A 12,954-nucleotide genomic window follows, 5' to 3' on the forward strand; every position below is an offset into this window, starting at 1 on the left:
TCCGCTGGTCAACGGAGGCAATCATGACGATTCTGCTCCAGGTTCTCGAGCAGAGCTTCACGCCGACGACGCCATGGGAACGGCGCAAATTCACCTTCATCAACGCCGAGAAGATCGTCGGCATGCGGCTCGACGGTCAGTCCGGTGTGTGGCTGGACCTGTCCCGCCCCGGTGAATCGCAGCGCCTGGCCCGAACCCTCGACTCGCACGACGCCATCGCCTTCCTGCTCGCCACCTTCGCCAAGCTCGCCGAGTGCGAGGAGCGCGGCGGCTCGTGGCTGATCGGGCACGACGGCGCCAATTCCGAGTCGATTTCGGCCACCCGGTTCCCGCCGCGGGCAAGCGAGGTCGCCGACGACGACCTGCTCGCCCGTGCCTGGCTGTGAGGGTTGTGTCGCTCCAGTTCTGACAACCGCTTGTGCTTCAGGTCTTACGAATGTCGGTCCCCGCGTGTACATCTGGCGTCATGGACATTCGGCGCTGGGTCGTCGGCGCGCTCGTGGCGATGTGCGCTGCCGGGTGCGCTCAACTCGGCGTCGGCCCGGTCGCACCCGCGCCGGGTAGTCCGACCAGGGCCGAGTTGGAGCAGTTGCTGGCCGGGGTGCGAGTGGTGCCGGATCGGCCGCATCCCGGCGGTTACGAGCGTGGATGCAAGGCGGGACAGGGGTGCGTGTTCGGTCCGGCTTGGACCGATGACAACGACGGGCCCGGCGGGCACGATGGCTGCGATACCCGGAACAATGTGCTGGCCAGGCAGCTCGCAGAGGTGAGTTTCCGGCCGGGGACGCGTGATTGCGTGGTTGTCGGGGGCACGTTGAACGATCCGTATACCGGCAAACAGATCCCGTTCAAGAAGGCCGATGCCAACGACGTGCAGATCGACCATGTCTTTCCGCTGGCTGCCGCCTGGGATCTGGGCGCGGCGGGCTGGCCGCCCGAGCGTCGCATCCGGTTCGCCAACGACCTCGACTTCAACCTGCTCGCCACCGACGGGCGCACCAACGAGGCCAAGGGTGACAAGACCCCTGCCCAATGGCTGCCACCTGCGCGCGCGAACCACTGCTTCTACGCGGGCAAGTACTTGACCGTGGCCGTGCAATACGAGCTGGCACTGACCGAAGCGGACAGTCTTGCGCTGCAAGGTGTGGCGCGTACGTGCCCTTGAGCATCGGCGAACTGGGCAAGCCGTCGAATTGTCTTGCCGCTGCGGAACTCAACCCTGAGATCGCATCGTCACCGAGCTCGGGTGGCGCACAGGTGTGCGGTGATCAGTGTTTCGAGCAGTACGTCGAGGTCCGGCCAGGGAAAGCTGGGGCGATCCTGGCGCAACGTGATCAGGCCGTGCATCGCGGCCCAGAGGCAGGTGGCGGTAGCGGTCGGATCCGCGCTGCCGCACGCCTCGACGGCATCCACTAGCCGACGGAAGACCGGCAGGCCTGGCAGCTGAGCATCGGTCGGCTCCCAACCGGGCGTGCCCGCTGTGCCGAACAGAACTCGGTAGTGGCCCGGATTCCGGAGGCCGTATTCGCAGTAGGCACGGCATATTCGGGCGAGGCGAGCAGGTCCGTCGGCCGCGTCCGCGACCGAAAGCGCGGTCCGCAGCTCGGCGAATCGAACCTCGTACACCGCCGTGAGCAGGTCGCGTCGATCGGCGAAGTGCAGATAGACACTCTGCGGCGCAATGCCCACCGCACGCGCCACGGCACGCAACGACAGCGCGTCCTGTCCATCCAGGGTTTCCAGCAATCCGCTCGCCGCGGCCACGATTTCGTCGCGCAGACGGGCACCGTCGCCGCGTCGATTGCGATTCCTGGAAGCTTTTGCCTGCACCTTGACAGGGTAACAAGACGAGTGTCCACTTAATAGTATCAGTAGACAGCCGTCTGGTTAGGAATCTCTATGTCCGTCAGCGTGACTCGCATCGTCCACGCCAGCGTCCTGCTCGATTTCGGTGGCGCCAGAATCCTCACCGATCCCTGGTTTTCCGAGCGCCCCTTCTACCACCAGGGCGAGCCGCGCAGCATCGCCACCGCGGCCGACCTGCCCGAGCTGGCAGGCATTGCGATCAGCCACGCCCATTACGACCATTGCGACCTGAACGCGCTGCGTGCTTACCCGGACAAAAACGTCCCGTTCGCGGTCGTACGCGGACTCGCAAAAGCGGTACACGCGGCCGGATTCAGCAATGTGATCGAGCTGGATCCATGGCAGCGAACCCAGCTCGGCCCAGTCGAGGTGACCGCCACACCCGCCAGCCACGGCGTCCCCGAAATCACTTTCGTCCTGCGCGCCGACAACCACAGCGTCTTCTTCGGCGCCGACACCCTGCGCATCGCCGAACTAGACGACATCGCTCAGCGCTTCCCCACGGTGGACTTGGCCCTGCTCCCCATCAACGGCCTGCGCATCCGTCCCGCCTTCAACCGCAAGGTAGTGATGGACGCCGCCGACGCCGCCGACCTCACCCGCGCCCTGCGCCCCCGCCTGGCGGTCCCCATCCACTACGCCTTCACCAGCGGTCCCCTCGGTGACCGCGTGATGACCAAAGCGACCCGAGACCCCGCGCGGTACCGCGACGCCGCCGCCGACCTGGCCCCCGACACCACCGTGCACATTCTCCCGCCCGGCCGGTCATTGCGCCTCTGAGTCATCGAGCGAGCCGGCCGGAATCCGCCGCGGCCGATACCGAGGGTCAGCTTCCGGTCGCGACCGGTCGCTTCGGATCGTTCGACCACTGCGACCAGGAACCCGGGTACAGCGCCGCCTCGATACCGACGACGGCGAGCGCCGCGACCTGATGGGCCGCGGTCACGCCGGAGCCGCAGTAGACCGCGACCGGTTCCGCGGTGAATCCGGCGAACCGGTCACGCAGTTCGGCCGGGGCCCGGAAACGCCCGTTGGCGTCGAGGTTTTCGGCGGTCGGGGCGCTGATCGCGCCGGGGATGTGCCCGGCCCGCGGGTCGATCGGCTCGATCTCGCCGCGGTAGCGCTCGCCCGCGCGGGCATCGAGCAGCACGCCGCGCCAGCGGGCGGCCGCGTCGGCATCGATGACCTTCAGGTGGCCCGGGCTCAGTTCGACATCGCCGGGTTCCGGATCGGGCTCGGTGCCGGTGGCGAGCTCGTCGCCGGAGTTCGTCCAGCCGGGCAGTCCGCCGTCGAGGATGCGCACGTCGGCGATGCCCGCCCAGCGCAGCAGCCACCAGGCGCGGGCCGCGGCCATGCCGCCGGTCGCGTCGTAGACCACCACCGGGTCACCGTTGCGGATGCCCCAGCTGCGCGCACATCGCTGCAACTGCGCGATGTCCGGCAGCGGATGCCTGCCGCGGGCCGGCGAGGGCGGCGCGGCCAGCTCGGTCTCCATGTCGACGAAGACCGCGCCAGGGATGTGGCCGTCCAGATAGTGTTGCGGGCCGTCCGGGTCACCCAGCGCCCAGCGGACGTCCAGCAGGCGAACCCGCTTGTCCGGCAACGCCTCCCGAAGCTCCACCGGCGAGATCAGTACCGCGCTCAACCCAGGCTCCTAGTCCAGTAATCGCACCTTCGCGCACCGAATACCCACCACCCTACGCATCTGAGCTGCGCAATGTGGCTGCACCCCAGCGCTACTCGCCGGTAAGAACGGCCGGGACGGGCGATCGGACCGCCAGGTCGCCGGGCAATGCGCCGCGGTGAACGCCCTGGTCGCGATCATTCGGCAATTCGGTCCAGTTTCGGCCGACTGGCCCGTGACGGACCAGTCCAGTTGCGGGCAGGATCGCCACAATGTCGAACGTTTCCCCGGCCACCGCGGCGCCCGCCGAGCCGGAATCCCCCGTTGCCCCCGAGGCCGGGCGCGCCCAGGCGATCGGCGCGGGCGTCGTCACCGCGCTGGTGGGTTTCACCAGCTCGTTCGCCGTGGTGTTGAGCGGACTGAACGCGGTCGGCGCGAACGCGGCCCAGGCCGCCTCCGGGTTGCTCGCGCTGTGCGTGACGCAGGCGATCGGCATGGTGCTGCTCAGTTACCGATACCGGATGCCGATCACGCTGGCCTGGTCCACGCCCGGCGCGGCGCTGCTGGCGAGCACCGGCGCGGTGGCAGGGGGCTGGCCCGCCGCGGTCGGCGCGTTCGCGATCGCCGGGGTGTTGATCGTGATCACCGGCGTGTGGCAGCGGCTGGGCCGGCTGGTGGCCGCGATTCCGGTGGAGATCGCGCAGGCCATGCTGGCCGGCGTGCTGCTGCCGCTGTGCCTGGCGCCGGTGAAGGCGGTGCCGGCCAGCCCGGCGGTGGTGATTCCGGTGATCCTGGTATGGCTGGTGCTGCAACGAGTGGCCAAGCGCTGGGCGGTGATCGCGGCGTTCGGCACGGCGGCCGTCGGCTCCGGCATCAGTATTGCCGTGCAGCACAAGCATCTCGACTTCGCCGCGATGGTGCCCTCGGTGGAACTGACGCTGCCGCAATGGAATTGGCAGGCGATGATCGGCGTCGCGATACCGCTCTACATCGTCACCATGGCGTCGCAGAACATCCCCGGCACCGCGGTCATGAAATCCTTTGGCTACCAAGTCCCTTGGCGGGCCGCGATGACCGTCACCGGCATCGGCACGATCATCGGCGCGGCCGCGGGCGGGCACGCGATCAATCTGGCCGCGATCAGCGCCGCCCTCTCGGCCGCCCCGTCGGCGCACCCCGACCCGAAGAAGCGCTGGATCGCTACCTTCACCTCGGGCGTCATCTACTTCGTCGTCGCCCTCGGCTCGGCCGCTCTGGTCACCTTCATCGCCGTCGCACCCAGGGGTGTCCTGGAAACCGTTGCGGGCCTTGCCCTTCTGGCCACGCTCGCCGCAGCGTTGACCGGCGCCCTCAGCTCCGAAAAACACCGCGAGGCGGGCATCATCACCTTCCTGATCGCCGCCTCCGGGGTAGGTTTCCTCGGCATCGGCGCCGCCTTCTGGGCGCTCATCGCGGGACTGGTGGTCCGCAGGGTGCTCGCTCTGCGCGACTGACCCGGGCCGGTCAGGCGGGCGCCGGAGCGGACGGGGTCGGAGTGGCCCTGTCGCGGTGGGCTTTTGGCTCGGTGCCGGTCGGATGCTCGACTGTTGTCGGGATGGAACCGCTTCGCGCGAGCACGCCCAGTTTGGTGTGGTTGAAGAGCAGGTTGAGTGTGAAAGCTGTTACCGCGCCGAGGGTTATGCCGCTGGTCAGCAGGATCTGCGCGGAGGAAGAGAAGTGGACGAACATGTCCTTCGCCATCACCGGCAGCAGGCCCACACCGAGCGCGGTGGCGACGATGGTCGCGTTGACCCGGTCGGCGAGATCGGCTTTACGCAGGGTGTCGATGCCGACGATGGCGATCGTGGCGAACAGCACCAGCCCGACGCCGCCCACCACCGGCTGCGGCACCGCCGCGACGATCGCGCCGAAACGGGGCAACAGCCCGAGCAGGACCAGGATCGCGCCGCTGGTGGCGGTGACGTAGCGGCTGAAGACCCGGGTGGCGGCGACAGCGCCGACGTTCTGGTTGAAGATCGTGTCGACGAACGCGGTGAACACGCCGCCGAGCACGCCGGAGAGTCCGTCGCCGACCAGGCCACGCGCCAAATCGCCCTTGCTGATCGGCTTTCCGGTGATCTCGCTGATCGCCAGCATGCTCGCCGTCGACTCGGCGAACACCACCGCCATCACCACGCTCATCGCGACCACCCCGGTGATCGGGAACTCCGGCGCGCCGAAATGGAACGGTTTCGGCAGGCCGACCCAGGCGGCCCCGCCGATCCCTCCGGTATTGATCAAACCCATCGGGGCGGCGATCACGATCCCGACCACCAGCCCGATCAGCACCCCGAGCTGGGCGACCATGCCGCGGCCGAGGCACATGAACCCGACCGCGATCACGAAGACGACCGCCGCGAGGCCGATATGCGACGGCGCGGCGAAGTCCGGCGCCGCCGGGTTGTTGCCGATGATCAGCCCGCCCGCCACCCCGATCAGCGAAACCCCGACCACGGTGAGCACCGTCCCGGTGACCAGCGGCGGAAAGAACCGGACCAGGCGCGCGAACGGATACGCCAGCGCGACGCCCACAACACCGCCGATCATCATCGACCCATACACCGCAGGGAGCCCGTACTCCTTGGCGATCAGGATCATCGGATCGAGCCCGATGAACGTGGCCCCGCAGATGATCGGCAACCGCGCACCCGCGAGCTTCGCCACACCCAGGCTCTGCACCAGCGTGATCACCCCCGCGATCAGCAGATCCGCGCTGATCAGCACCCCGATGGTGGCCCGATCCAGCCCCGCCGCCGCCCCGAACACCAGCGGCACCGTGATGCACCCGGTGTACATGATCAGCACGTGCTGAATCCCGAAGGTGAGCTGCCGCCCGAACGGCAACCGGGTATCGACGAGATGCGCTGTCTCTGCCATACCTAAAGAACTAGTCGGTCTTCTTTACATCGAGCGCCCCCAATGTTTCCCCCGCGTGACATCACACCTATATCTCAGGCTCAGCTTTGCAGGGCGGCCTGGAAGCGGCGCATGCCATCGAGCCAGCGGTCGTAGTCGGTGCCCTTGTAGCGGTACATCTTCAGCACCTCGGGGTGCGGGAGGATCAGGAAGTGTTCGGCTTCGACGCCGGCGGTGATGACCTCGGCTACCTCGTCCGGGGAGAGGACCGCACCGGCGGTTTTGACCGCCTTCACGGCGAGTTCGGCTTCGGCGGCGTGCTCTGCGGGGACCAGGCCGCCGTTGAGCAGTTGGGTGTCGACACCCATCGGGCAGATGCAGCTCACGCGAATGCCCTTGTCTCCGTAGGTGACCGACAGCCACTCCGCGAAGCCGACGGCGGCGTGCTTGGAGACCGCATACGGCGCGGAACCGAGCTGGGTGAGCAGCCCAGCCGCCGACGCGGTGGTCACGAAGTAACCGGTCCCGCGTTCCAGCCAACCGGGAACCAGCAGCCGCGCAGCCCGAACATGGGCAAGAACGTTGACCTCCAGCGCAGCCGCCCACTGTGCGTCAGTGCTGTCGAGCCCGGCGCCACCGCCGATGCCCGCATTCGCGAAATACAGGTCCACCGGGCCGAATTCGGCCTCAGCGCGCTCGATCAGTCCGCGAATCACCTGCTCGTCCGCGACATCGCCGCCGACCGCAACCGCTGCGGCACCGAGGGATTCGGCAACCTGGGCCGCTCCGTCGGCATCGAGGTCGGCAAGCACCACCCGCGCGCCATCGGCCACCAGCTTGCGGGCGAGCGCCGCCCCGATCCCCGCGCCGGCCCCCGTGACGATCGCAACCTTGCCCGAAATCTCCATCCCCGCACCCTAGCTTCAGCTACCGCGCGATAGTCGATTCAGCAGCGGAGCGGTTCGCGGGCCGACCAATTCGCGCATCACCAGCGCCATGTTGGTCCGCTCCACGCCGGGAATCTTCAAGATCTGCCCGGCAATTCGATACAGATCGTCGGCGTCCCTGGCGACCACGCGCACGGTCAGATCGGTGAGCCCGGTCATGCCGCACACCTCGGTCACCTCGGGCACTTCCGCGAGTTCGTCTACGACAGAATCCAATTGGTGCTGATCGACGACCACCGCGACGAACGCCGCCAGCGGATAGCCGAGCGCGCGCGGCTGCACCCGGCGCTCGAAACTGCCGAGCACACCGCCGGCCTCCCAGCGCGAGAGCCGCGCCTGCACGGTGTTGCGGGACAGCCCGAGCCGGGCGGCCAGCTCCACGCCGGTGGCTCGCGGATTGGCGACCAGTTCCAGCAAGAGCCTGGCGTCGGTGGCGTCCAAGGTCACGTCGACGTTTTCTCTGGTCATGCAACGCAGTATGACATTGCCAAAGGGGTAAGAATTGAGCATTCTGCGCATTCGCGTGTCGATCACTTGCGCACATCGCATTATCGTGGATGCTGTGAGGTAGAGCACACCTGAATGGTGAGGAGGCGGCCACCGATGCCAGACAAGGTCGAGTATCCGGTGCAATTGGTCCAGCCCGACGGTCGTCGTGTCCTCGATCGAGAACACGCCGCCCTGGTCGCCGACGTGGGCCAGGAAGAGCTACGCGCGCTCTACGAAGACATGGTCGTCACCCGGCGGATCGACACCGAGGCAACCGCGCTGCAACGGCAGGGCCAGCTCGGCCTGTGGGCCCCGCTGCTCGGCCAGGAGGCCACCCAGGTCGGTTCCGCGCACGCCCTGCACCCCGACGACTACGTGTTCTGTAGCTATCGCGAGGCCGCCGTCGCCTACTGCCGCGGCGTGCATCCCACCGAGATCACCCGGCTCTGGCGCGGCGTCGCACACTCCTGCTGGGACCCGAACGCGGTCAACATGACCAACCCGAACATCATCGTCGGCTCGCAGGGCCTGCACGCGACCGGCTACGCCTTCGCCGCGCACCTGGACGGCGCCGAGATCGCGACCATCGCCTACTTCGGTGACGGCGCGAGCAGTCAGGGCGACATCGCCGAGGCGCTCGGCTTCGCGGCGAGCTGGAGCGCGCCGGTGGTGTTCCTGTGCCAGAACAATCACTGGGCGATCAGCGAACCGGTCCGGGTGCAGAGCCAGACCCCGATCGTGCGCCGGGCCTACGGCTACGGCATCCCCGGCGTGCAGGTGGACGGCAACGACGCGCTCGCGGTGCTCGCGGTGACCCGGCAGGCCGTGGCGCGCGCCCGCTCCGGCGGCGGGCCGTCGTTTATCGAGGCGCTCACCTACCGGATGGGCCCGCACACCACCGCCGACGACCCCACCCGCTACCGCGCGTCCGCGGAGACCGAGGAGTGGGCCCGCCGCGACCCGATCGACCGGCTGCGCAGGCTGCTGGAACGCGAATCGCTGTTCGACTACCACTTCGAGCGTCAGGTCGCCGAACACGCCGACGAGGTGGCCCGGCAGGTGCGCACCTCGACCATCGAGATGCCCAACCCCGAACCGATGGAACTGTTCGAGCACGTCTACACCACCCCGCACGCGCTCATCACCGAAGAGCGACGGGAGTACGCGGAATACCTGGCTGGCGATCCCAGCGAGGCGGCCGCGCGACCGGAAGGAGTCCCTTCATGATCACCACTTTCGCCGGCGCACTGAACACCGGACTACGCCGCGCACTGGAGGACGACCCCAAAGTCATTCTCATGGGCGAGGACATCGGCCGCCTCGGCGGCGTCTTCCGGGTGACCGACGCGTTGCAGAAGGACTTCGGCAACAACCGGGTGGTCGACACCCCGCTGGCCGAATCCGGCATCATCGGAACGGCTTTCGGCATGGCACTGCGCGGCTACCGGCCGGTGTGTGAGATCCAGTTCGACGGATTCGTCTATCCCGCCTTCGATCAGATCGTCTCGCACGTTGCCAAGATCCACTATCGGACGCAGGGAAAGGTCAACGCGCCCATCACGATTCGTATCCCGTTCGGCGGCGGGATCGGCTCGGTGGAGCATCATTCGGAATCGCCGGAAGCTTATTTCGCGCACACCGCCGGGTTGCGGGTGATGACGCCGAGCAATCCCGCCGACGCGTATCTGATGATCCGCCAAGCGATTGCGCTGGATGATCCGGTGATCTTCTTCGAACCCAAGCGGCGTTACTGGGACAAGGCGGACGTCGATTTCCTCGCGCTCGATCGCGACGGCGGGCTGCCGCTCGATCGCGCCAGGGTGTGCACCGTCGGTACCGATGCCACCGTCGTCGCCTATGGCGGCACCGTGGCCACCGCGCTGTCCGCCGCGAAAATCGCGACGGAGGAAGGGCATTCGCTCGAGGTGATCGATCTGCGCAGTCTGTCGCCGATCGATTTCGACACGATCGAGGAGTCGGTCGCCAAGACCGGCCGGCTGATCGTCACGCATGAGGCGCCCGTATTCGCCGGTCTCGGTGCGGAAATCGCGGCGCGGATCACCGAACGCTGCTTCTACCACCTGGAGGCGCCGGTGCTGCGCGTCGGCGGGTTCGACATCCCGTATCCGCCGGCCAAGCTGGAGAAGTTCCACCTGCCCGACCCCGACCGCATCCTGGCCGCGGTCGACCGAACGCTCGCCGCCTGACCGCCGGTCCGTCGTAGTGAGAGGTGCCCACGTGGAAGATCGTGACCGCCAGCCGGAGAATGTCCTGGAGTTCCGGCTGCCCGACCTGGGGGAAGGGCTGGCCGACGCCGAGTTGGTGTCGTGGTCGGTCGGTGTCGGTGACGAGGTGCAACTGAATCAGACGATCGCCGAGGTCGAGACGGCGAAGGCGGTGGTGGCGCTGCCTTCGCCGTTCGCCGGGCGGGTGGTCGAGTTGCTTGCGCAGCCGGGAGAGACGGTGCTGGTGGGGGCGCCGTTGATCCGGGTGCAGAGTGATGAGGCGCCGGCCGGACCGAGCAGTGCGAAGAACGGCTCGGATGTGGCGAGTGATGCGCCGGGTGCCGGGCGGACCGCGGTTCTGGTGGGTTACGGGCCGGAAGGCGAGACGGTGTCTCGGCGTCGTCGGCCTGCGGCATCCGTTGTCCGAGAACCTGGTCAGGGGTCGGAGCCGGTCAATGGCGAGGGGCTCGCCGCCCACCGATCCGATGTTGCAGTGCAGGGCGAGTCACCCACCGTGCAATCTGAATCTCCCGCCGTGCCATCCGAACTTCCCGCCGCACGATCTGAATCACCCGCCGCGCCATCCGAACTTCCCGCCGCACGATCTGAATCTCCTGCCGCACGATCTGAATCACCCGCCGCGCCATCCGAACCTCCTGCCGCACGATCTGAATCTCCTGCCGCACGATCCGAATCTCCCGCCGCGCAGTCGGATTCGACCGCACCCGCGTCCACCACTCCGTCGAACCCCGAATATGAAGCCGTAGAACACTTCTCGCGCAACCTCCGACCACCGCTGACCACGACCAGGGCGGCCGCCACTCCCGCCGCCCGCCGACTGGCCCGCGAGCTGGGTATCGATCTGTGGTTCGTCGCGGGTTCCGGCCCGGACGGCGCGGTCACCGTCGAAGACGTGCGCGGCGCGGTCCCGGTCTCGCAACCCCGCACACTGGCGAGTCAGTCGCAGGCAGCCCCCGCAGCCCCAGCACCGGCCGTCACCGACCCCGACGCCGGCGTGATCCGGCCAGCGTCTCGCGAGGACCGCACCCCGATCAGCGGCGTCCGCAAGCGCACCGCGGCCGCCATGCTGGCCAGTGCCCGCACCATCCCCCAGGCGAGCACCTTCGTCACCATCGACTGCACCGCGTCGATGGAACTGCTCGACCACCTGCGCAGCACCAAATCCTTTGCCGGACTGACCCTTACCCCACTCGCACTGGTGGCGAAGTCGGCACTGGCCGCGCTGGCCGAATTCCCGGAGATCAACACCTACTGGGACGAGGCGAATCAGGAGATCGTCACCAAGCACTACGTCAACCTCGGCTTCGCCGTGGCCACCGACCGCGGCCTCCTGGTGCCGAACCTCAAGGACGCGCAGTCGCTGAGCCTGCGCGACCTCACCCGCGAGCTCGGCTGGCTGGCCGAAACCGCCCGATCCGGCGCCGCCAGCCCCACCGACCTGCGCGGTGGCACCTTCACCATCACCAACGTCGGCGTCTTCGGCGTCGACACCGGCGTCCCCCTGGTGAACCCCGGCGAGGCCGCCATCCTGTGCCTAGGCGCAATCCGCAAGCGCCCCTGGGTCTTCCGCGACGAACTCGCCATCCGCTGGGTCACCACCCTCGGCATCAGCTTCGACCACCGCATGATCGACGGCGAACTGGCCTCCCGCTTCCTAGCCACCACCGCCACCCTCCTCGAGGACCCCCTAACCCTACTGAGCCGCATCTAGCGCAGCCGCACCACTCTTGATTTCCCGCACCGAAATTTGCATGCGATTTTCGGTGCGGGAAATCAGAAGTGGTGCGGCTGATCGACTACCAAGTTCTCCACAGGTGCGTGTTATGCACAATCGTGGGTGGGGAGGTAGGCAGCGGGGGTTCTCGTGGTGAGGATCGTCGCCATGGATGAGATACAGCGCCGCCGAGACGTTTTGACGCAGGGTTATACCGACCACGATATTCGCCAGCTTTATCGCGGGCCGGGCTGGCGTCGCCTGGGCCACGGCTGCTACGTCGAGCAGGTCGGCTTCGACAACCGCGACAGTGCCGGGAAGCACCGGATTCTCATCGAATCGGTTCTGCCCACGCTGACCGAGGACGCGATTGTCAGTCATCAATCCGCCGCCGTGCTCTATGAATTGCCTTTGTGGGCAACAGCATTAGATCTGGTCCACGTAACGCGAGACCGGCCCAATGGTGGACGAATCCGTCGTGCGTCGAAAATTCATTGCGCTCCGATTTCAGACGGGGTGGTGGAGATCGACGGATGGCGGACCACGTCACCCGCACGGACGGTTGTCGACTTGGCTCGCACCCTCCCTTTCGAGCAGGCCGTGGTGGTGGGAGATGCAGCAGTGCGGATGCTGGGGATCACTGCATCGGAACTAGCGCTCGAGCTCGAGTTCGCCAACCGCCGCAACGGAATATCACAGGCACGCAGGACTATCAGCTTCCTCGATGGGCGCAGTGAAAGCGTCGGCGAATCACGAAGCCGGGTGATGTTCAAACGCCATGGGATACCCGTCCCCGCTCAACAGGGTGAAGTACGTTCCGCGACAGGAGAATTCCTGGGTCGCGTGGACTTCTACGACGAATCGGCGGGAGTCGTCGGCGAATTCGATGGACAGGTCAAGTACGGCCGACTGCTGAAGCGAGGGCAAGCACCCGGCGATGCCGTCTTCAAGGAGAAGCTTCGCGAGGACGCCATCCGCGACACCGGCCTCCGAATGGTCCGCTGGACCTGGCACGACCTCACCGGCGATTCCGCGATCCACCGCTGGCAACACGCCATCCACGAGCCCCGCCCCACCCCCCGCGCAACCATCACCCCGGCGCCCCTCCCCGACGCCCCACGTCCGCAGATCCGTCCGTGGCCGATACAGCCGCACCACTCTTGATTTCCCGCA

At 67.4% G+C, this 12,954-nt stretch carries 13 protein-coding genes; 8 read left to right on the forward strand and 5 right to left on the reverse strand.

From position 1 onward, the window contains the following. Positions 1 to 23 precede the first annotated feature (23 nt). Both F3087_RS43085 and F3087_RS43090 read left to right on the forward strand, forming a co-directional pair. Positions 24 to 386 (forward strand): hypothetical protein, encoded by a 363-nt coding sequence (locus tag F3087_RS43085; protein WP_150407975.1) that lies wholly within the window; start codon positions 24 to 26, stop codon positions 384 to 386. 80 nt (positions 387 to 466) lie between these two features. Beyond that, entirely contained in the window at positions 467 to 1,165 is a 699-nt protein-coding gene (locus tag F3087_RS43090) for an HNH endonuclease family protein (RefSeq protein ID WP_150407976.1), read from the forward strand. Positions 1,166 to 1,233: 68 nt separating this feature from the next. Here the strand turns inward: F3087_RS43090 and F3087_RS43095 are convergent, their stop codons facing one another. Continuing rightward, positions 1,234 to 1,830, reverse strand: coding sequence for a TetR/AcrR family transcriptional regulator (locus tag F3087_RS43095; RefSeq protein ID WP_150407977.1), 597 nt, complete (start codon positions 1,828 to 1,830; stop codon positions 1,234 to 1,236). A 69-nt stretch (positions 1,831 to 1,899) separates the two neighbouring features. Between F3087_RS43095 and F3087_RS43100 the strand changes: the two genes are divergently transcribed. Further along, the gene (locus tag F3087_RS43100) at positions 1,900 to 2,646 is read left to right on the forward strand and encodes an MBL fold metallo-hydrolase (RefSeq protein WP_223885789.1); all 747 of its coding nucleotides are present in this window, start codon (positions 1,900 to 1,902) and stop codon (positions 2,644 to 2,646) included. 46 nt (positions 2,647 to 2,692) lie between these two features. Here the strand turns inward: F3087_RS43100 and F3087_RS43105 are convergent, their stop codons facing one another. Continuing rightward, positions 2,693 to 3,499, reverse strand: coding sequence for a sulfurtransferase (locus tag F3087_RS43105; protein ID WP_223885793.1), 807 nt, complete (start codon positions 3,497 to 3,499; stop codon positions 2,693 to 2,695). 263 nt (positions 3,500 to 3,762) lie between these two features. Here F3087_RS43105 and F3087_RS43110 point away from each other — a divergent pair, with 263 nt between their 5' ends. Beyond that, a complete protein-coding gene (locus F3087_RS43110; protein ID WP_150407980.1) occupies positions 3,763 to 4,983 on the forward strand; it encodes a benzoate/H(+) symporter BenE family transporter in 1,221 nt (406 codons plus the stop codon). A gap of 10 nt (positions 4,984 to 4,993) precedes the next feature. Here F3087_RS43110 and F3087_RS43115 read toward each other — a convergent pair whose 3' ends face one another. The 3 genes from F3087_RS43115 to F3087_RS43125 form a co-directional block, all read right to left on the reverse strand. Further along, entirely contained in the window at positions 4,994 to 6,406 is a 1,413-nt protein-coding gene (locus F3087_RS43115; protein WP_150407981.1) for a uracil-xanthine permease family protein, read from the reverse strand. 80 nt (positions 6,407 to 6,486) lie between these two features. Next, on the reverse strand, positions 6,487 to 7,293 hold the full coding sequence (locus F3087_RS43120) for an SDR family oxidoreductase (RefSeq protein ID WP_150407982.1): 807 nt from the start codon (positions 7,291 to 7,293) through the stop codon (positions 6,487 to 6,489). A gap of 15 nt (positions 7,294 to 7,308) precedes the next feature. Then, positions 7,309 to 7,800: an Lrp/AsnC family transcriptional regulator gene (locus tag F3087_RS43125; RefSeq protein ID WP_150407983.1), complete on the reverse strand. Its 492-nt coding sequence runs from the start codon at positions 7,798 to 7,800 to the stop codon at positions 7,309 to 7,311. Positions 7,801 to 7,935: 135 nt separating this feature from the next. Here F3087_RS43125 and pdhA point away from each other — a divergent pair, with 135 nt between their 5' ends. From pdhA to F3087_RS43145, 4 genes are all read left to right on the forward strand, one after another. After that, on the forward strand, positions 7,936 to 9,048 hold the full coding sequence (gene pdhA / locus F3087_RS43130; protein ID WP_150407984.1) for a pyruvate dehydrogenase (acetyl-transferring) E1 component subunit alpha: 1,113 nt from the start codon (positions 7,936 to 7,938) through the stop codon (positions 9,046 to 9,048). Next, positions 9,045 to 10,028, forward strand: a complete 984-nt coding sequence (locus F3087_RS43135) for an alpha-ketoacid dehydrogenase subunit beta (RefSeq protein WP_150407985.1) — start codon at positions 9,045 to 9,047, stop codon at positions 10,026 to 10,028. The genes pdhA and F3087_RS43135 overlap by 4 nt, the downstream gene beginning before the upstream one ends. A gap of 31 nt (positions 10,029 to 10,059) precedes the next feature. Further along, the gene (locus F3087_RS43140; protein ID WP_150407986.1) at positions 10,060 to 11,778 is read left to right on the forward strand and encodes a dihydrolipoamide acetyltransferase family protein; all 1,719 of its coding nucleotides are present in this window, start codon (positions 10,060 to 10,062) and stop codon (positions 11,776 to 11,778) included. A 171-nt stretch (positions 11,779 to 11,949) separates the two neighbouring features. Continuing rightward, positions 11,950 to 12,945, forward strand: a complete 996-nt coding sequence (locus F3087_RS43145) for a hypothetical protein (protein ID WP_150407987.1) — start codon at positions 11,950 to 11,952, stop codon at positions 12,943 to 12,945. Positions 12,946 to 12,954: the final 9 nt, after the last annotated feature.

It is taken from the genome of Nocardia colli (genome assembly GCF_008704205.1).
Taxonomy (GTDB): domain Bacteria; phylum Actinomycetota; class Actinomycetes; order Mycobacteriales; family Mycobacteriaceae; genus Nocardia; species Nocardia colli.

Bases quoted from the DNA above. Each gene is read 5' to 3' on its own strand.
- F3087_RS43120 (WP_150407982.1), bottom strand. From the start codon at position 7,293: ATGGAGATTTCGGGCAAGGTTGCGATCGTCACGGGGGCCGGCGCGGGG.
- F3087_RS43085 (WP_150407975.1), top strand. From the start codon at position 24: ATGACGATTCTGCTCCAGGTTCTCGAGCAGAGCTTCACGCCGACGACG.
- F3087_RS43135 (WP_150407985.1), top strand. From the start codon at position 9,045: ATGATCACCACTTTCGCCGGCGCACTGAACACCGGACTACGCCGCGCA.
- F3087_RS43110 (WP_150407980.1), top strand. From the start codon at position 3,763: ATGTCGAACGTTTCCCCGGCCACCGCGGCGCCCGCCGAGCCGGAATCC.
- F3087_RS43145 (WP_150407987.1), top strand. From the start codon at position 11,950: ATGGATGAGATACAGCGCCGCCGAGACGTTTTGACGCAGGGTTATACC.
- F3087_RS43100 (WP_223885789.1), top strand. From the start codon at position 1,900: ATGTCCGTCAGCGTGACTCGCATCGTCCACGCCAGCGTCCTGCTCGAT.
- pdhA (WP_150407984.1), top strand. From the start codon at position 7,936: ATGCCAGACAAGGTCGAGTATCCGGTGCAATTGGTCCAGCCCGACGGT.
- F3087_RS43125 (WP_150407983.1), bottom strand. From the start codon at position 7,800: ATGACCAGAGAAAACGTCGACGTGACCTTGGACGCCACCGACGCCAGG.
- F3087_RS43115 (WP_150407981.1), bottom strand. From the start codon at position 6,406: ATGGCAGAGACAGCGCATCTCGTCGATACCCGGTTGCCGTTCGGGCGG.
- F3087_RS43090 (WP_150407976.1), top strand. From the start codon at position 467: ATGGACATTCGGCGCTGGGTCGTCGGCGCGCTCGTGGCGATGTGCGCT.